The 18,630-nt window shown below is 45.6% G+C and carries 18 protein-coding genes and 11 tRNA genes; 16 read left to right on the top strand and 13 right to left on the bottom strand.

What is annotated here, in order from left to right:
- Together B5D20_RS12065 and B5D20_RS12060 are read right to left on the bottom strand one after the other, a co-directional pair.
- Positions 1–398: hypothetical protein (locus tag B5D20_RS12065; RefSeq protein WP_143311864.1), on the bottom strand; the 398-nt coding region annotated here is incomplete at its 3' end.
- Positions 388–1,077, bottom strand: a complete 690-nt coding sequence (locus B5D20_RS12060) for a copper amine oxidase N-terminal domain-containing protein (protein ID WP_078666472.1) — start codon at positions 1,075–1,077, stop codon at positions 388–390. The genes B5D20_RS12065 and B5D20_RS12060, both read right to left, overlap by 11 nt.
- Positions 1,078–1,250: 173 nt before the next feature.
- Between B5D20_RS12060 and B5D20_RS12055 the strand changes: the two genes are divergently transcribed.
- The 16 genes from B5D20_RS12055 to B5D20_RS11980 all read left to right on the top strand — a co-directional run bounded on the left by B5D20_RS12055 (position 1,251) and on the right by B5D20_RS11980 (position 17,557).
- Positions 1,251–2,030 (top strand): ClpP family protease, encoded by a 780-nt coding sequence (locus B5D20_RS12055; protein WP_078666471.1) that lies wholly within the window; start codon positions 1,251–1,253, stop codon positions 2,028–2,030.
- Positions 2,031–2,252, top strand: coding sequence for a YlzJ-like family protein (locus B5D20_RS14320; protein WP_078666470.1), 222 nt, complete (start codon positions 2,031–2,033; stop codon positions 2,250–2,252).
- 60 nt (positions 2,253–2,312) lie between these two features.
- Positions 2,313–3,098, top strand: coding sequence for an undecaprenyl-diphosphate phosphatase (locus B5D20_RS12045; protein WP_078666469.1), 786 nt, complete (start codon positions 2,313–2,315; stop codon positions 3,096–3,098).
- Positions 3,099–3,178: 80 nt separating this feature from the next.
- Positions 3,179–5,320 (top strand): DNA translocase FtsK, encoded by a 2,142-nt coding sequence (locus B5D20_RS12040; RefSeq protein WP_078666468.1) that lies wholly within the window; start codon positions 3,179–3,181, stop codon positions 5,318–5,320.
- An 83-nt stretch (positions 5,321–5,403) separates the two neighbouring features.
- The gene (locus B5D20_RS12035; protein ID WP_078666467.1) at positions 5,404–6,138 is read left to right on the top strand and encodes a GntR family transcriptional regulator; all 735 of its coding nucleotides are present in this window, start codon (positions 5,404–5,406) and stop codon (positions 6,136–6,138) included.
- Between the two features lie 107 nt (positions 6,139–6,245).
- Positions 6,246–7,370: a BMP family lipoprotein gene (locus tag B5D20_RS12030; RefSeq protein ID WP_078666473.1), complete on the top strand. Its 1,125-nt coding sequence runs from the start codon at positions 6,246–6,248 to the stop codon at positions 7,368–7,370.
- Positions 7,371–7,431: 61 nt separating this feature from the next.
- The gene (locus tag B5D20_RS12025) at positions 7,432–8,949 is read left to right on the top strand and encodes an ABC transporter ATP-binding protein (protein WP_078666466.1); all 1,518 of its coding nucleotides are present in this window, start codon (positions 7,432–7,434) and stop codon (positions 8,947–8,949) included.
- Complete coding sequence (locus B5D20_RS12020) at positions 8,946–9,989, top strand: ABC transporter permease (RefSeq protein WP_078666465.1); 1,044 nt, start codon at positions 8,946–8,948, stop codon at positions 9,987–9,989. Before B5D20_RS12025 ends, B5D20_RS12020 begins: the two co-directional genes overlap by 4 nt.
- On the top strand, positions 9,989–10,867 hold the full coding sequence (locus B5D20_RS12015) for an ABC transporter permease (RefSeq protein ID WP_078666464.1): 879 nt from the start codon (positions 9,989–9,991) through the stop codon (positions 10,865–10,867). Before B5D20_RS12020 ends, B5D20_RS12015 begins: the two co-directional genes overlap by 1 nt.
- 115 nt (positions 10,868–10,982) lie before the next feature.
- A complete protein-coding gene (gene bioB / locus B5D20_RS12010; protein ID WP_078666463.1) occupies positions 10,983–11,960 on the top strand; it encodes a biotin synthase BioB in 978 nt (325 codons plus the stop codon).
- 12 nt (positions 11,961–11,972) lie between these two features.
- Complete coding sequence (locus B5D20_RS12005) at positions 11,973–12,740, top strand: 6-carboxyhexanoate--CoA ligase (protein WP_078666462.1); 768 nt, start codon at positions 11,973–11,975, stop codon at positions 12,738–12,740.
- A 4-nt stretch (positions 12,741–12,744) separates the two neighbouring features.
- Positions 12,745–14,106 carry an adenosylmethionine--8-amino-7-oxononanoate transaminase gene (gene bioA, locus B5D20_RS12000; RefSeq protein WP_078666461.1) on the top strand — a complete coding sequence of 454 codons (1,362 nt, stop codon included), beginning with the start codon at positions 12,745–12,747 and terminating at the stop codon, positions 14,104–14,106.
- 12 nt (positions 14,107–14,118) lie between these two features.
- Positions 14,119–15,291, top strand: a complete 1,173-nt coding sequence (gene bioF / locus B5D20_RS11995) for an 8-amino-7-oxononanoate synthase (RefSeq protein ID WP_078666460.1) — start codon at positions 14,119–14,121, stop codon at positions 15,289–15,291.
- Complete coding sequence (gene bioD / locus B5D20_RS11990; protein ID WP_078666459.1) at positions 15,291–15,980, top strand: dethiobiotin synthase; 690 nt, start codon at positions 15,291–15,293, stop codon at positions 15,978–15,980. Before bioF ends, bioD begins: the two co-directional genes overlap by 1 nt.
- 67 nt (positions 15,981–16,047) lie before the next feature.
- Positions 16,048–16,860, top strand: a complete 813-nt coding sequence (locus B5D20_RS11985) for a CAP domain-containing protein (protein ID WP_078666458.1) — start codon at positions 16,048–16,050, stop codon at positions 16,858–16,860.
- A gap of 109 nt (positions 16,861–16,969) precedes the next feature.
- Positions 16,970–17,557 (top strand): hypothetical protein, encoded by a 588-nt coding sequence (locus B5D20_RS11980; RefSeq protein WP_078666457.1) that lies wholly within the window; start codon positions 16,970–16,972, stop codon positions 17,555–17,557.
- A 102-nt stretch (positions 17,558–17,659) separates the two neighbouring features.
- Here B5D20_RS11980 and B5D20_RS11975 read toward each other — a convergent pair.
- The 11 genes from B5D20_RS11975 to B5D20_RS11925 form a co-directional block, all read right to left on the bottom strand.
- A tRNA-Leu gene (locus B5D20_RS11975) sits at positions 17,660–17,747 on the bottom strand.
- A 6-nt stretch (positions 17,748–17,753) separates the two neighbouring features.
- A tRNA-His gene (locus tag B5D20_RS11970) sits at positions 17,754–17,829 on the bottom strand.
- Positions 17,830–17,834: 5 nt separating this feature from the next.
- Positions 17,835–17,919: transfer RNA gene (locus B5D20_RS11965), tRNA-Leu, on the bottom strand.
- A gap of 4 nt (positions 17,920–17,923) precedes the next feature.
- Positions 17,924–17,999, bottom strand: a tRNA-Met gene (locus tag B5D20_RS11960).
- A gap of 10 nt (positions 18,000–18,009) precedes the next feature.
- Positions 18,010–18,097: transfer RNA gene (locus tag B5D20_RS11955), tRNA-Leu, on the bottom strand.
- Positions 18,098–18,108: 11 nt separating this feature from the next.
- Positions 18,109–18,184, bottom strand: a tRNA-Thr gene (locus tag B5D20_RS11950).
- Positions 18,185–18,203: 19 nt separating this feature from the next.
- Positions 18,204–18,278: transfer RNA gene (locus B5D20_RS11945), tRNA-Arg, on the bottom strand.
- 3 nt (positions 18,279–18,281) lie between these two features.
- Positions 18,282–18,376: transfer RNA gene (locus tag B5D20_RS11940), tRNA-Ser, on the bottom strand.
- Between the two features lie 8 nt (positions 18,377–18,384).
- Positions 18,385–18,459, bottom strand: a tRNA-Gly gene (locus B5D20_RS11935).
- 4 nt (positions 18,460–18,463) lie between these two features.
- Positions 18,464–18,539: transfer RNA gene (locus B5D20_RS11930), tRNA-Phe, on the bottom strand.
- A gap of 12 nt (positions 18,540–18,551) precedes the next feature.
- Positions 18,552–18,630 (bottom strand) — tRNA-Asp (locus tag B5D20_RS11925).

Genomic DNA, 18,630 nt, shown 5'->3' with positions numbered 1-18,630 from the left:
GTGCCAAAGAAAAGGCGGCCCTGCCTGTAGGTGGGTGAGGAGATGGAAGGAAAGGTGGCTGTGGTTTCAATCTGCTTGCGCTGGAGGAGCTGGCCGCTGTTAAGGTCTAAGGCCAGGATTTCCTGGCCGGCTTTGATGTAGATATTTTGTTCCTGGCTGAGGATGACGGGCTGGCCTAAGATTGGCGGTTCACCGGGTTTGCCCGCCGGGGCTAGCTGTACTTCCCACTGGGTGGTAATGGGCGGAAAGGTGGGGTCATTAAATATCCTATTTCTAGAAGGATAATTTCCGAACATATAAGAATTTTTATGTTCAACATTAGTATTTGCGTAAGAAAAATTACTTATAAAACTCAAAAAGATTAAAAACAGCACCAAAGCTATTTTTTTACTGTTCATTGCCGTAACCTCCGGGAACAAAATCAACATCAACATTGACTAACACCATTTTAGCGTTATTATCCCAGCTAACCTGATATCCAAACGCCTCACAGATATAACGAACTGGCGTCATGGTTCGCTTGTTAAGGATATAGGGTGCGATATCCATCTTTTTTTCAATTCCATTAATAAGCATAATATTTGAATTGATTTTAAAAACTATCATTGTATTGTCTTTCTGTATTTTAATGCTTTGATCTTGCTGGTTCCAAGAAACATTTGCACTTAATGCCTCAGCAAAAGCACGAAGTGGGACCATAACTCTGTTTTTATAAAAAACAGGTCGCTGATCTGGAAAATAGACAAATAGACCATTAGAAAATGCCACATTTATAGGCCTCGGCATAGTATCAATTGGGTCGGGCTTTTTCACCTTTGGATTGATTTTCCCCCCGTACTTCTTCCACGGAGTCTTGCTGATGGGCACTCCATCAATAGCCAGAATCTCTTCCACATTGCTGGCCTCATAGTAGAGAAACTTCAGCATTTGCTCCAGGGAATAGCCGGGAATGGTATGGGTGGTATCCACCTCCCCATCATAGGTACGACCCAGGATGATATGGTCCTCCCAGGCCCAGACCAGCGTCGCTGGCAATAAAAACACCACAAACAAAAAAGAGATAAGGACTTTTTTCACAAATAACTCCCCCTTGCTGGTTTTTTATGACATATTCCTCGCATCTCCCTGATTTCCTGCTGCCAAATCCTGTATACAAAGCGACAAAAATCTACATCTTTACTACCACCAAGCAGAAGGTGTATTTTTTTTGCTTTTATCGCAAACCATAGAGGAAGAAAGGAGGGCAATTTATGTCTAACTACCATTGGCAGTGGTGGGAGCCTGCCGTGGCTTTACAGACCTTTACCCAGGATAATGAACCGGAAGTACCGGTAAATCCTGAACCGGCAGCGCCTTTACCAGGAGCCAGCAGGAAAGAGACTTTTAATCCAATAAAAGAATATGGACAACCCCAGAATCCCGCCGTGAATAAAAGTTCTATCCACTGTATTACCATAGTAGGTCAGATCGAAGGACATATGATGCTGCCTCCACAAAATAAGACCACCAAGTATGAGCATATATTACCGCAGTTGGTGGCATTGGAGCAAAGCCCGGAAGTAGAGGGTATTCTGTTAATATTGAATACCATCGGTGGTGATGTGGAGGCCGGTCTGGCTATTGCTGAAATGGTGGAAAGTTTAAGTAAACCCACCGTATCCCTGGTTCTTGGGGGAGGCCACAGCATTGGGACCCCGATAGCGGTTGCGGCTAAATATTCCTTTATCGCAGAAACGGCATCGATGACCATTCATCCCATTCGTTTGAGCGGACTGGTGATAGGGGTTCCTCAGACCTATGAATATCTGGATAAAATGCAAGATAGGGTAGTTAAATTTGTAACAAAACATTCCAAGATTACTCCCGAGAAATTTCGCGAGCTCATGTTCCGAACAGGTGAACTGGCCCGGGATATTGGGACGGTATTAATAGGGGCTGAGGCAGTTGAAGTTGGTTTAATCGATGAGGTAGGCGGATTAAGTAAGGCCCTCGCTAAACTAAAAGATATGATCAAGGAGGCCAGAAGTTAAATGATATTATATACTCCTCTTGCTCCAGAGGCAATTTTTCCTGTTGACTATTCTTTTTTAAGCGATGTAAGTGAGTATAGATATGGAGATCTTATCCTGCAGGGTAGGCTACGGGATGGGAAAATTGAAGTCTATCGAATAATTAGTACTAACCTGGATGACTATCTTAACCCTAATTTTGCTCCCGGAAGGTTGGTTGATCCCCCTTTAGCTAATTGCTAAAGGGGGTGATTGTTGTTATAATAACAAAGTAATGTCATTATTAGACTGGGAGGCAGGAAAATGAGTTATATTGAGGCTATTATTCTAGGTATTATTCAAGGGTTAACAGAGTTTCTTCCCATATCATCCTCGGGACATCTGGTGCTAGTGCAAAAATTGATGGGTATTAAGGAAGCTGGCTTATTACTGGATACATTATTGCACCTGGGCACCCTTGTAGCCGTAGTTGTTTATTTTTGGGAAGATATTATTTCCTTATTACGACGACCTTGGCAACGGCTAACCTGGTTGCTCTTCTGGGGAACATTACCTACAGTAATAATCGCTTTGCTTTTCAAGGATCTTTTTGAAGAATTATTTGCCAGTGGCAGTACTCTGGGTTATGAGTTCATTGCCACCGGTCTGGTTATCTGGCTGGCTGAAAGATTTCGCGAGGGCTATAAACGCTTGGATGATATGACTATTTTTGACGCGATTGTAGTAGGTCTGTTACAGGGTGTTGCTATCCTTCCAGCTATTAGCCGCTCAGGACTTACTATTGCGGGAGCTCTATTTGTCGGTTTAAAACGAAATGCTGCTGCTCGCTACTCTTTCCTTTTATCTATTCCTGCCATTTTAGGAGCAGTAGTATTGCAGGTGAAGGATTTAGCTAAAACTGGGATAAATCAGGCGGGGATGGAAATAGGGCCGATGCTGGCCGGAACCTTGCTGGCAGCTATCTCAGGGTATCTAGCTGTGCGCTGGATGATAGCCTTGATCCAGAACCGGAGTCTAAAATATTTTTCCTACTACACCTGGTTTTTAGGGATCAGCATAGTGATTGCCCAGTGGTTTGGCAAATTTTAATCCCCCTCATTGGGGGTTTTTCTTTGCAGGAAAACCGCGGAGGGGTGTGGAATAAATAAACACCAGTTGGAGGTGATTGTGTGCCTAAGGTACAACCAAGCCAAACCAGTACGAGATTTAAAAACGAGCTTAAGGGGATAGGATGGATAGCCCTGGCTATTTTAACTTTTTTGATTATTTTAGAAAAATCCGCTGCCCAAATTGGCCTGCTGGGCATCTATATGCGCAAGTTTCTTTTTTCCTTGTTCGGTGAAGGTGTATGGTTTTTTCCCTTTTTTTTATTTTATATTGGTTTTTATCGCCTGTTTTACTGGGCTCAGGCGGCATGGCAGAAGAGGCTTACTGGCGCCGGGTTGGTATTGCTTAGCGTTTTAGCCTATTTGCATATGGATATTCCTGCGGAAGGGTTTTTTGCTTATGCCAGCGGTGGGCTTGGAGGAGGACTTCTGGGAGCAGCTTTTAGCTGGATTTTGCTGAAACTTTTTGGTAAGGCTGGTAGTTATGTTATTATCATTTCTTTATTTTTGACAGGGATATTAATAATTTCAGAAGTTTCGGCCAGCAGCGGGCTACGCTGGCTCTATTCCAGGACAAAGGAAGTTTTAACAGGAATAATGACCAGATTAGTTTCATCCCGCCAGAAGCCCAGAGAAGAAGGAAAAGCCAGGACCAGAACGAGTACTAAAGTAAAGTCTGCAGAAAAAGAGCAGGTTCTGGTAAGAACAGAGGTTGTTAGCAATCCGCCTGAACCTATCATTACTGCAGAAATTGACACAGACAGCAAAAGAGCTGAAAGTGCGGCCTTGCCGGATATCGAATTGTTACGAGCACCAGAAAATAGCAATTTCACCCTGTCAGAGGATGAAATTAATAAAAATATTGCTTTGCTAGAACAAACCCTGGATAACTTCGGGGTAAAGGCAAAAGTTCAGCAGGTCAGCGTAGGCCCAACTATCACCCGTTACGAAATTCAACCTGCCCCTGGAATTAAAGTTAGCCGGATAGTCAACCTGGCTGATGATATTGCCCTTTCCCTGGCAGCAGCACAGGTGAGAATTGAAGCACCCATCCCCGGCAAGGCAGCAGTAGGAATTGAAGTGCCCAATAAAACTCCTGCCCCTGTGTTTTTAAAAGAAGTAATTGAAAGTCCTCAGTTTAAGAACAGTCCATCGCCTCTCACTGTGGCTCTGGGGAAGGACATCGCTGGTCAACCGGTGGTGGCTGACTTGATCAAGATGCCCCATCTTTTGGTAGCTGGTTCTACGGGCTCAGGAAAATCTGTCTGCATTAATAGTCTTATTACCAGTATTCTATATAAATCGGGGGCAGAAACAGTCAAGTTCATGCTGATTGATCCTAAAATGGTGGAATTATCCATCTATAATGGCATTCCGCATCTGCTGGCTCCAGTGGTTACGGATCCCAAAAAAGCTGCAGGTGCCTTGCGCTGGGCGGTAATGGAAATGGAAAAACGCTATACCAGTTTCGCTGAGGCCAAAGTAAAAAATATCGAAGGCTACAACAACTGGTTGCAAAAACAAAACCAGAAACCATTGCCCTATATCGTTGTAATTATTGATGAGCTGGCTGACTTGATGATGGTGGCGCCTGCCGATGTAGAGGATGCTATTTGTCGCCTCGCTCAGATGGCGCGGGCGGCTGGTATTCATCTCGTAATTGCTACCCAGCGGCCTTCTGTGGATGTTATTACCGGTTTAATCAAGGCGAATGTTCCTTCACGTATCGCCTTTGCTGTTTCATCCCAGATCGATTCCCGAACTATTCTGGATATGGCCGGGGCGGAAAAACTGCTGGGGCGAGGGGATATGCTGTATTATCCGATTGGAGCCAATAAGCCGATTAGGGTTCAGGGCGCCTATATTGGAGAAGAGGAGATAGAACTGATTGTTAGTCACCTGAAAACTCTGGGAGCTCCGATTTTTAATGAAGAGGTAATCAATTTACCGGAAGACACAACAGCGGGCCCGGAGAATATAGACGATGATCTGTTACCTCAGGCAGTCAGGGTGGTAGTTGAGCATGGTCAGGCCTCAGCATCTTTGCTACAACGGCGTCTGAGGGTGGGATATGCCCGGGCAGCCCGGTTAGTGGACTTACTGGAACAGATTGGTGTGGTAGGACCTCACGAGGGCAGTAAGCCGCGCACCGTCTTGCTTTCGAAAGAGCAGCTGGATAATTTTTTGGATTCTCTAAAAAAATAGTTTACAAATAGCCAAAGTCATATTAAAATAAAATCAGATGTCTGACCTCTAACGTCAGTCAGGCGGAACAGGGGGATAACATTATGCAGGTTAGACAGGATAATAGACCGCTATATTTGCTGGTCAAAGAAAGACTGGAAAAAATGATTGCTGATGGTAGCTACCAGGCAGGAGAACAGTTACCTCCTGAAGCGGAATTAGCCCGCTTATTCGGAGTGAGCAGGGCTACTCTAAGAGAAGCCTTGCGCGTTTTGGAAGAAGAAGGGGTATTAACCCGAAAACAGGGAATTGGGACTTTTGTTAATCAGCCCCGGGCCCTGGTAGAACGAGGGATTGAGGAGCTTTTCAGTGTCACAGAAAGCATTGAAAAATTAGGCCAGAAAGCAGGCTCTATTATAGTTGGACTGGAACAAGCTCAAGCCGATAAAAGCATGGCCGAAGCCCTCAATTTACCTGTGGGCGCAGAGCTACTCAAGCTTTCCCGCCTTAGAACAGCGGATAATAAGGTGGCAGTATATTGTATCGACTACATTCCCAAAATATATACAGAACGCTTGCCTGAGAATGCCAGCTGGGATGGTTCACTCTTTAGCTTGCTGGAATCTCAACTGGGTATCTACATAGAACAGGCGATAGCTCAAATTGTACCGATAAATGCTGACGAAAACATGGCCAAGCTCATGCACATTCGCAAAAACAGTCCCTTACTATTACTAAAACAAATTCACTTTGATCGTAGCGGGGTCCCGATATTTTACTGTGAAAACTATTTCCGCCCTGATTTCTTCAACTTTAAGGTTATCAGAAAAAGAAAATAATTATTTCTTTTCTTCAACTGTTTGAAGGGAGGCGAGAGGAGCGCAAACGATTGCATGTGTGGTTCCGGAATTACCTTAAAAATTTGGGAGGGATATGTGTGATTAAAATGTATCAGCTGTTCCGTAAGCACCGTTCCTTGCTGTTGCTGGCCATCATGATTATGGCAGTTTCTCTGGTCGGCGTTGGTTGTGCCAAGAAGACTGAAGAAAAAGCACCTACCGGAGAAGCTCCAAAAGCAAAAGGCATCAAAGTAGGGATCGTACTGTCTACTGGTGGTAAAGGTGATAAATCTTTTAACGACGCTGCTATTGCTGGTTTGGAAAGAGCCAAACAAGAACTGGGTATCGAATATAAATACATTGAACCCAAAGAAATGGCTTCTGATGAAGAAGCACTGCGCTTCCTGGCCGAAAACGGTTATGATCTGGTTATCGGTGTCGGCTTCTTGATGAAGACCTCTTTGGAAAAGGTCGCTACTGAATTTCCAGATGTAAAATTTGCTCTGATTGACGAAGTAGTAGACAAGCCCAATGTAGCTTCTTTGACTTTCAAGGAGCATGAAGGTTCCTTCCTGGCTGGCGTTCTGGCTGCTATGATGTCAAAGACCGGTAATGTCGGTTTTGTTGGTGGTGCTGACTTCCCCTTGATTCACAAGTTTGAAGAAGGCTACAGGCAAGGGGTAGAATATGTTAACAAAAACTTTGGCAAAAATGTAAAAGTACAATCCGCTTACGCTGGTACAACTGGTGAGGCTTTCAATGACCCTGTAAAAGGTAAAGCTCTGGCAACTACCCAGTTCAACAATGGTGCTGACATTATTTACCATGCGTCTGGTGGTACTGGTCAAGGGGTATTTGAGGCTGCGGCTGAAAAGGGCAAATTCGCTATTGGTGTAGACTCCAACCAGAACTGGATTAAACCTGGTACTATCCTGGCTTCTATGTTGAAGCGGGTAGACGTGGCTGTCTTCCAGGTAGTAAAAGACACTCTGGATGGCAAGTTCACCGCTGGTAATAAAGTTTTCGGTGTAAAAGAAGATGGCGTTGGCCTGACCGATCTGCGCAACGTTGAGCCCGTTGAAAAAGAAGGGGTTAAAAATGATGCCGCTGCTATCAAGAAAATCGAAGATATGAAGAAAGCTATTCCTGATGATGTTGTAAAAGCTGTAAATGATGCTAAAGAAAAGATTGCAAAAGGCGAAATCACTGTCAAAGACCCAACTGCCAAGTAAATGAATAGGAGAGAGGGTGCTGTTACCAAACAGCACCCTCTTTAGCGAAGGAGGCAGCTCTATGACCTATATTCTGGAAATGCGTAATATTACCAAGAAGTTCCCTGGAGTTATCGCTAACGATAATGTAAACCTGGCGATAAAAAAAGGGGAAATCCACGCTCTGGTTGGAGAAAATGGTGCAGGTAAGTCCACCCTGATGAGTATTCTCTATGGGTTATATCAACCGGATAGCGGAGAAATATTGCTCAATGGACAAAAAGTCACCATTGATAGCCCTACTACGGCTATTAAGCTGGGTATTGGTATGGTTCACCAGCACTTCATGCTGGTGCCAACCCTTACAGTTACGGAAAATATTGTCCTGGGTTCAGAACCCAAAAAAGGCATTATGCTGAACATGGAGAGAGCAATCCGCGAGGTTGAAGAAATCTCCAAACAATATAATTTGCTGGTAGATCCGCAGGCCAAAATACAGGATATCTCCGTAGGGATGCAACAGCGGGTTGAAATTATCAAGGCCCTTTATCGGGGAGCGGAAATACTGGTACTGGACGAACCGACAGCTGTTTTAACTCCCCAGGAAGTGCGGGAATTGTTCCGGATCATGAAAAACCTGACTGCTCAGGGTAAAACCATTATCTTTATTACTCATAAACTCAATGAAGTTATTGAAATTACCGATAATGTTACCGTTCTACGGGCTGGACGTACTGTTGGCTCGGTTGCCACTGCCCAGACCAATCAAAATGAATTAGCCCGCATGATGGTGGGCCGGGAAGTAATCCTGAAAGTGCCTAAAACTGAGGCAAAAGTTGGACAGACTATTCTCAGAGTTGAAAATCTGGAAGCGCTGAATGATAGGAAATTACCTGCCTTAAAAGGAATTTCTTTCGAGCTGAAAAAAGGCGAAGTACTGGGTATTGCTGGTGTTGCCGGTAATGGCCAGACTGAACTTATCGAAGTTATTACCGGTTTAAGAAAGGCTACCAATGGTAAAGTATTCTTTAAGGAGCAGGAGATTACCAATCAATCTCCCCGGGCAGTGAAAGATGCAGGTATATCCCACATACCTGAAGATAGGCATAAAAGAGGCTTGGAATTGGACTATACTATTGCCGATAACTTGATCCTGGGCTATCAGCACCGGGCTCCTTTTTCTGCCTGGTATGGTATAAATGAAAAAGCTGTTCAGGCCCATGCCGAAAACCTTATTCCAGCCTTTGATGTGCGGCCCCGTCTGCCACAGGCTATGGCCAGGTCTCTTTCCGGAGGAAACCAGCAAAAAGTAATTATTGCGCGGGAGTTTTATCAAAATCCCGAATTGTTGATTGCTGCCCAACCTACCCGTGGTGTGGATATCGGTGCGATTGAATTCATTCATAAGAGGATTATCGAAGCAAGGGATAATGGTGCTGCCGTTTTGCTGGTTTCTGCTGAACTGCAGGAGATTCTGGCCTTGAGTGACCGAATTGCAGTAATGTTTGAGGGTGAAATCATGGATATACTTGATGCCAAAGATGCCAGCGAAGAAAAACTTGGTCTCTTGATGGCAGGCGTAAAGGAGGGGCTACAATGAAGCGGTTTCTAGAGTGGCTGGTACCAGTTGGGGCAATCCTGCTAGCTGGACTGGTGGGCGCAGTAATTATGCTGGCAATTGGAGTAGACCCGCTGGAGGCCTATGGAGCTTTGATTCAGGGAGCGTTTGGGGATAAACACCGTTTCTTTAACACTCTGGCCCGTTCTACTCCGCTGATTTTTACCGGTTTAGCTGTAGCATTTGCGTTTCGTACCGGTTTGTTTAATATAGGTGTAGAAGGACAGATGTATATAGCTGCTGCAGCGGCGGCCTATGTTGGTTTTGCCATTTCTCTTCCTGGCCCTATTCATGCCATTGTTGCAATTCTAGCAGCGATGGCTGCTGCCGGTATCTGGGCGGCGATTCCCGGTTATTTGAAAGCGAAACTGGGTGTGCATGAAGTTATTAATACCATTATGATGAACTATATTGCTTACGGTATTGCTGCCTATTATGTAAAAATCTTTCAGGCCCCCGGACAGGTCCCCCGTACTCCTGATGTTGCCCCTTCGGCAGCGTTAGCTACAATCCAGGAGCTGACCAACAACTGGACTCGTTCTAAGATGAATGTGGGTTTCTTTTTAGCTCTGGTGGCTCTGGTGGTGGTATGGTATTTGCTCTGGAAGACTGTAACCGGTTATGAAATTAGAGCGGTAGGCTTGAACCCCCTGGCTGCTGAATATGGTGGTATCAATGTTAAGAAAATGATTATCCTTGCCATGACTATTTCTGGCGTGCTGGCTGGTTTAGCCGGAGCTGAACGGGTACTCGGTTTCCACCGGGCCTATATTTCCAATTTCTCGCCTGGCTATGGTTTCGAGGGGATTGCAGTAGCATTGCTGGGCAAGAATCACCCGGTAGGAGTATTGTTTTCTGCCCTGCTTTTCGGAGCTCTGGCGAATGGTGGCCAATACATGAATATGGCAACACGAGTACCTGCTGACCTGATCGTTGTAATTCAAGCCATTATAATCTTCTTTGTTGCTGCTGATCAGATTGTAAGAAGCTTCCTGCCGAAGCTGAAGGGAGGCGAAGCCTAATGGACTTGACTACCATTTGGGATATCATTAGAGCGACATTAATAGCGGCGACCCCTTTGTTGATTGCAGCTTTAGGAGGCCTTTACTCTGAGCGCTCCGGGGTTGTAAATATCGCCCTGGAAGGTATGATGCTCTCAGGTGCCTTTGCAGCAGTAGTGTTCTCTTATTTTACCGGTAGTGCCTGGATTGGTCTGTTCGGCGCTGTTCTGGTAGGGGCCATCATGGGCCTGATTCATGCTGTTGTTTCTATTAAATATAGGGCAAACCAGGTTGTTAGCGGTACAGCTATAAATTTGCTTGCGGTTGGGGCGACTCTATTTCTGCTCCAGGTAATTTTCAATGTAGCAGGGACAACTCCGCAGGTTAATAAGCTGCCCAGTTGGGGACCTTTTAACCCTGTCGTTTACTTCGGTTTAATTGTACTTGTAGTTACTCATTATTTGCTGTACTATACTCCTTTCGGTTTAAGATTGCGTTCGGTAGGGGAATATCCCAAAGCTGCTGATACACTGGGTATTAGTGTTCCTAAAATTCGCTATATCGCTGTTATTATCAGTGGTGCTCTGGCTGGATTGGCAGGAGCCAGCCTTTCCATCGGGGAGCTGAATGTTTTTGTTAAGAACATGACTGCTGGTCGTGGCTTTATAGCTCTGGCAGCCCTGATCTTCGGTAAATGGACACCCTTTGGTGCTTTTGGGGCCAGTTTATTGTTTGGCTTTACTGATACTTTGCAGCAACGCTTGCAAGGTTATTCTATCCCGACCGAATTGGTCCAGATTACACCTTATATCATCACTATGATTGCTCTAGCTGGAGTTATCGGCCGGGCCACCCCGCCTGCAGCTCTAGGGGAGCCTTTCGAAAGAAAAGGAAGATAAGCTTTTACCACCCGCAGTTCGGCGGGTGGTTTTTTGTTAACTATATTTTGAAAACAGGTTGACATATCCGGTTTCACCCTTTAATATAACAGTAAAGAGAAAGGGAGGGTTCTGGATGTTTAACCGAATTATTGAATTAGCCAAAAAGGTATTAGATGGTCAGGAAATTTCTTTTGAGGAAGCGATGGAACTTGCCCGGGCAGAAGGGGCAGACATTCAAGTACTGGCTGCCATGGCAGCCAAAATCAGGGAAAAGTTCGCCGGGGATAAGGTGGATCTCTGTTCTATCATCAGCGTAAAAACCGGAAGATGTTCAGAGGACTGTGCTTTTTGTGCTCAGTCTGCCCATCATCATACCAACATTACTCCGGTAGAGATGCTCAATGAAGAAGAGATAATTGCCAAAGCTAAAGCAATGGAAGCAGCTGGTGCTCACCACTTCGACTTGGTTACAGCTGGATTGGGAATGGATGAAAATGATCCGCTTTTCTTAAAGATACTGGATATTTATAGACGGTTGCGTCAAGAAATCAGTTTACAACTTTGTGCCTGCCTGGGTACATTAAGCGAAAAGGCGGCCCAGATGCTCAGGGAAGCTGGGGTTACCCGTTATAATCATAATCTGGAAACAGCTCGCAGTTTCTTCCCCCAAATTGTCACTACTCATACTTATGAAGAGAGAATCGCTACCATTAAAAATGTAAAAAAGGCGGGGATGGAAGTTTGTTGTGGAGGCATTATCGGTATGGGGGAATCGATGGCCCAGAGAATTGAATTTGCTTTTACATTAAAAGAACTGGATGTAGACGCTATACCCATTAATGTTCTCAATCCTATTAAAGGCACCAAACTGGAAGGACGACCCCTTATGTCACCCTTAGAGGTAATTAAAACTTTTGCCATTTTCCGCTTTATCTTACCGACCAAAAACATTAGATATGCCGGTGGCAGGGAAGTGAATTTGCGGGACATGCAAGCATTGGGGCTGATGGCGGGCTTGAACGGCATGCTGATTGGTCACTATCTGACAACCCAGGGCAGAGAAGTAGAAACAGATTTGCAGATGATCAAGGATTTAGGCCTGAAAATCTGAGGTGAACCTCTGATGAACTGGTATTCAATTCGTATGCGGGCAGCTGCTGGAGGGCCTCATGAAAAGGGCGGAAGGCACATATCCGGAGCTGAAGATCTGGTGCCAGAAACAGAAATTGAAGACCGCCTTTTTTACTTCTGGCAAAAAGCCAGTAACCATGAAAAAGGGAAATGGGACTTTCTTCAGATCACTGTTGAAAAAATTGATGAAAGAGTACAAGAAGTTTCGCTACTGCCAGTTAAGTTATTTTACCCTGCAACTACGGTTGATGCTCGAAAACTCGCAACTGAATTGCTGGGCCGAAACGGAATTACACAGCGACAGATTAACTCCGCCTTTCAGCTGCTGGAAAATCCTCCTCAGGATATACGGGGAGCCTGGGTGGTAGCACTGGACTCTAACCGGGTTGTAAGGGAAAATGTCAGGGCGACCAAATTTGGCTGGAACCAGACAACTTATCAGCAGTTACGGGAAATGCTCACCTGCGCTGGCCTGATTAACACGCGGTTAAGCGAGGCCCTGGCTCTGGCCAGTAAAGTAAATGCCTGTCCGGGGATAGTGGCGGAACTGTGCTGGTCTGATAACCCTGAATATACCACCGGCTATGTAGCTTCATCCAGATTGGGATATTGTCGTTTGCCTAACTTTAAGCCCATAGGAAAAGGAGGAGGCAGGGTATTCTGGATCGAGAAAGAGGAGCAGATAGAGTCAGTGCTACACTGGCTTCGAGAAGTACCCTGCTTGATTGGAGGCGTACCGATTTTGCAAAAGGAGGAGTAGTGCAATGACCTATTCCTATGATCAACTGGCTCAGTGGGATAAACAGTATGTCTGGCATCCTTTTACCCAAATGAAGGACTGGCTGGAAGAAGAGATTATAATAGTTGCCAGAGGGGAAGGAGTAAAGCTGTACGATACCGAAGGTCGGGAGTATTATGATGCTTTTTCCTCTATCTGGGTTAATATTCATGGACATAATGTAAAAGAGCTGAATGATGCTATTATTGATCAATTAGGGAAGATCGCCCATAGTAGTTACCTGGGTTATGGTAATATTCCAGCAACCCTGCTGGCTCGCGAACTGGTGGAAATTGCTCCTCCAGGTTTAGTCAAGGTTTTTTACTCCGATAATGGTTCTACTGCTGTCGAAGTTGCGGTGAAAATGGCCTTTCATTACTGGCGGCAGTGTCCAAATCCAAGACCGGAGAAAAACAAATTTCTAACCCTGATGAATGCTTATCATGGTGATACCATTGGAGCTGTTAGTGTGGGGGGAATTGATCTATACCATGGCACGTACAGGGACCTGTTATTTCCTACGATAAAGGTGGCTGCTCCTTATTGTTACCGTTGCCCCTTTGGAGCAAAGGCTGGTCAATGCGAGAAGGAATGTGAACAGGCTCTGGAAAAAGCTTTTGCCGAACATGCCCATGAACTGGCAGGTTGTGTAATTGAACCCGTAATTCAGGGAGCTGCTGGTATGATCACTCAGCCGCCCGGTTATGTGAAAAAAGTAAGGGAATTATGTGATCGATATGATGTTTTAATGATTTGCGATGAAGTTGCCACCGGATTTGGGCGTACCGGGGCACTGTGGGCAGTTAATCATGATGGTGTGTCCCCTGACTTGATGGCCATTTCCAAAGGCCTGACAGGTGGGTATATGCCTTTAGCTGTAACCCTGGCTACCCAAAAAGTCTATGACGCTTTTTATGGTGACTATGCTGAAATGAAAACCTTCTTCCATGGCCATTCCTATACAGGAAATCAGTTGGGGTGTGCTGTGGCCCTGGCCAGCCTGGAATTACTGAAAAAGCATAATTTGGTAACTGAAGCAGCAAGAAAAGCTGGAGTAGTTAAAAAGGTCTTGGCCGAATTCAATGAACTGCCCCATGTCGGGGATATCCGACAGGCGGGTCTGATGGTTGGGATTGAACTGGTTCGGGATAAACTGACGAAAGAACCCTATGATTGGCAGGAGAAGATGGGAATTAAAACCTGTTTGGCAGCACGAAAAAAGGGTCTGATTACTAGACCTTTAGGCAACAATATCGTTTTTATGCCGCCACTGGTCTCCAATGATGAACAGCTGCAGGAGATGTTAGAAATAATAAAGGCCAGTATCATTCAGGTTACTGAAGGCTAGGAGATGATGTGAATGGAATGGATAGAGCAAGAACTAGCCTTACTTAGAGAGAGGGAATTATACAGAGAGATTAAACCCCTTTATAGTGCTGCCCAACCGCATGTGCAGACTGCTGATGGCGAAAAACTGCTCTTTTGTTCTAATAACTATCTGGGTTTGACAACAGAGGAGAAAGTAGTCAATGCCTGTCAGGAGGCTGTACGCCAGTATGGTACTGGTACAGGTGGATCCCGGCTGCTTTATGGAGCCAATGCTTTGCAGGGACAACTAGAACAGGCTCTGGCTGAGTTAAAAAAGCAGGAGAATGCTTTGCTTTTTGGTACAGGTTATATGGCCAATATAGGGATTATTTCTACCATGGTAGGAAAAGAAGACTTGATTATAAGTGATGAACTCAATCATGCCAGTATAATTGATGGCTGCCGGTTGAGTAAGGCTAAGGTAGTTATTTATAAACACAATGACTATAAACACCTGGAGCAGCTGCTAAAAGAGAACTATAAGCTGTACAGACGGATACTGGTTGTTACTGATGGAGTTTTTAGTATGGACGGTGATTTAGCCCCTTTGCCTGAGATTGTCAAGAGCTGTCAGCGATATGGAGCCATGTTAATGGTAGATGACGCCCACGGTACCGGGGTCTTGGGGCCTGATGGTTCTGGAACGGTGGCAGAATATTCCCTTTCACCGGAAGAGGTTTTGTTACATATGGGTACTTTAAGCAAGGCCCTGGCTGCTGAGGGAGGATTTGTGGCTACAAGAAACATTGTAAAGGAATATCTAATCAATAAATGTCGCTCTTTCATTTTTTCCACTGCCTTACCTCCAGCCGTTGTAGGGGCGGCTTTGCAGGCTGTGAAACTAATTAAAGTCGAGGCCTGGCGCCGCAATCGATTACGGTATCTGGCGATAGAAGTCAGAGCCCAGATAAGGAAGCTGGGTTACGATGTCCCAGATGGCATTACACCGATTATACCTATTATTATCGGTTCCTCAGCCAAGACCATGCAGTTGGCCCGGGAACTGTTTAAGAGAGGTATTATTGCTCCAGGAGTGAGACCACCAACTGTACCAGATGGCAGCAGTCGGTTGCGCGTGACTTTGATGGCGACTCATAGTGACAGCGATATAGAGATGCTGTTGCAAGCCCTTTATGAGTCGGGGAAACAGATAGGGGTGATATAATGGGGAAAATGTTTTTTGTAACCGGGACAGATACCGAAGTCGGCAAAACTTTAATTACCGCTAGCCTGATTAGGGCAATGCGAAAAAGGGGGATGGAAGCAGGAGGATATAAACCATTGCAATCCGGGGTTGATGAGTGGTCAGCAAGTGATGCCGGCATACTCACTAGAATTTCCGGTTTGGAAGGGCAAGAAGTCCTAACTTACAGTTTTTTGGAAGCAATTGCTCCTGCTTTTGCTATCAATAAGCATGAAGCATTCATAGATAAAATGGAAATAATCAACGAAATCGACAAATTACGAGGTAAGTTTGATATATTATTTGTGGAAGGGGCAGGGGGATGGCTGGTACCTTATTTTCCCGGGCAACTGGTCGCTGATTGGGCCAGTGAGTTGAAAGCTCCAGTGATTGTTGTCGGAAGAGCAGCCCTTGGGACGATTAACCATACTCTCTTAACAGTGGAGGCGATACAAAATAGACAGCTAGAAGTAGCAGCGATCATACTTTCAGGAGCCACGCCTAGCAATCAAGAACTAGCTGAAATGAACAAACAATATATTAAAGAACATTTAAGCAATATACCCGTTTTCCTTGTGCCCTGGGTGGAGGGTGAAGACCAGTGGGAAAAAATTCAATCCCTTTCTGAGCAGCCCGAGATTCAACTGGCAATTCAATACCTTTGCTGCTAAAAATTACTGAAAGGAATCCCCTCCTTGATGAAGAATATATAAAACATACATTAAGGAGGGGTATTTTATGAAAAAAATTAGTAAATTAATCGTAGCAATCTTGATAAGCCTGCTTATGTTTTCCTCAGTAGCCTGGGCTAATGATTTGGAAATTTTAACGGCCAATGCACCTTATCGCATCTATCAAAATGCACCGGAAATAAAAGTTCTGGAACAATTATTAGTGGACAAAGGCTTTTTCACCAAAACCCCTGATGAATATTTTGACTTTACTACCTATCTTGCTGTAAAAGCAGTTCAAAAACAAATGGGAGTTTATCCTAATGGGGTTGCTGATAGCAGGGTTATTTCGTACTTAATTAATCAGAATAACGCTGCTGTTCCTGCACCTTCGATTGTGCAAAATACTGTTCCTAGTCCAGCAGTAACACAAGCAAATAACGGTTTTCTTGCACCAGCAGGGAGTAAGCTGGATGTATCCAGGGTACTTTATCCCCTAACCCAGGATGAACAAAAACTCCTGGAGTTAATTAATCAAGAACGGGTGAAAGTAGGGATTGCCCCGCTAAAATTCGATTATCGTCTGACGATTACCGCCCGGCTAAAAAGTCTCGATTTAATTAAAAACAACTATTTTGGCCATATCTCACCTGTATATGGCGCTCCATGGGCCATGATGGGGGCCGTTGGCGTGAAATATCTGGCAGCAGGGGAGAACATAGCAGGTACCTGGGCTACGGAGAGAGCCCATAATAATTTTATGAATAGTGCTGGCCACAGGGCCAATATTCTCAATCCTAAATATACTCACTATGGTGTAGGGATCATTAAAGGCGGTCCCTATGGCATGATGTTTACCGAGCATTTTGCCCAGGAATAAATGGGAACGGGGTGCATTTTTAACAGTGCTGCTGTTAGGCGGCACTTTTCTTTTTTTCCAGCATATTTTGGTATAGGAACGAGTGATTAGGCAAAAGGAGGTATATATAATGAGCGAACGTCAGGTTCCAGCTACTCAGTGTATCCCGGTCATTATGCGGAAAGTATGTGCCTGGGCCCGGGGATGTGAGTGTAATGAACATGATTTGACAACATTTAATGAAGGACAGCCAATTCCTGATGATGCCTGTCCAATTCACTGTGGAGTTGCCAATGTCAGCGTTACTGAAGCGACTTATGATGGGTTAGAGTTTTGTTTAAAAGTACAGTATACGGTTACAGTCGTGTTTACTTATTCTGGTGGAATTGGAATGGCAACTGGTACATTTAACGTTACTGTCTGCATACCAGCCAATGTTGTGCCAGGCGGCTGTATTGTTTGTACCCCACCAGAATTTAATGTATGTGGCATAATCGAAGATATACGTTGTTGTAAAGCTGTATTTACAGTAATTCAAATTAATAATGCTCCTGTCAATGCTATTCATGTCGAAGTTCAAAAGAAGATCTTTGCTGAAGCCGATGCAAATGCTATCGTTTGCCTGCCAGTATGTACTGAACAGTGCATTGAACTACCAGAGCCCACTCAGCCCGGTGGCTGTGCGGGCTTTAGCCAGCCCTGTGACTGTTGCCCTTAATTAGAAAAAGCGGCCTTGTAGCCGCTTTCTTTCATTAAGCAATATATTAAAAGCCCCTGCTTATCCGGCAGGGGTTTCGCAGTTTAGGTAAGAGGGAAGGGGTGGTGCCGGAGACCGGACTTGAACCGGTACGGGCTTTTGGCCCGCGGGATTTTAAGTCCCGTGCGTCTGCCTGTTCCGCCACTCCGGCATAAGATGGGGTGACCGATGGGAGTCGAACCCACGCATGCAGGGGCCACAACCCTGTGCCTTAACCACTTGGCGACGGTCACCATGTTGGTGCGGAAGGAGGGACTTGAACCCTCACGGGTTTCCCCACACGCCCCTCAAACGTGCGCGTCTGCCGGTTCCGCCACTTCCGCATGCTGGTAGCAGTGGTAGGATTCGAACCTACGACACATCGGGTATGAACCGATTGCTCTAGCCCCTGAGCTACACTGCCATATTAAAACTGGTGCCGAAGGCGAGACTCGAACTCGCACGTGGGGTAACCACGCCAGATTTTGAGTCTGGTGCGTCTGCCAATTCCGCCACTTCGGCAGGTGATAGAGTGGAGCCACTAACCGGGATTGAACCGGTGACCTCATCCTTACCAAGGATGCGCTCTACCTACTGAGCTATAGTGGCATGTTTTACACCCATACTATGGTGCGCCCGGTAGGAATCGAACCTACGCGCCAGGTTCCGGAGACCTGCGCTCTATCCACTGAGCTACGGGCGCTAGTGGCGGAGAGAGAGGGATTCGAACCCTCGATACGGGTTTTAGCCCGTATAGTCGCTTAGCAGGCGACCGCCTTCGACCTACTCGGCCATCTCTCCGCAAAGACTGGAGCGGAAGACGGGATTCGAACCCGCGACCCTCGCCTTGGCAAGGCGATGCTCTACCACTGAGCCACTTCCGCATGCTGGTGCCACGGGACGGAATCGAACCGCCGACACGAGGATTTTCAGTCCTCTGCTCTACCAACTGAGCTACCGTGGCATGATTTGAACCTGGCGGAGCCGACGGGATTCGAACCCGCGACCTCCTGCGTGACAGGCAGGCATCCTAGACCAGACTAGACCACGGCTCC

Source organism: Carboxydocella sporoproducens DSM 16521 (assembly GCF_900167165.1).
GTDB lineage: Bacteria > Bacillota.
The sequence above is the reverse complement of the archived record's forward strand: the minus strand, read 5'-3'. Positions and strand labels throughout refer to the sequence as shown.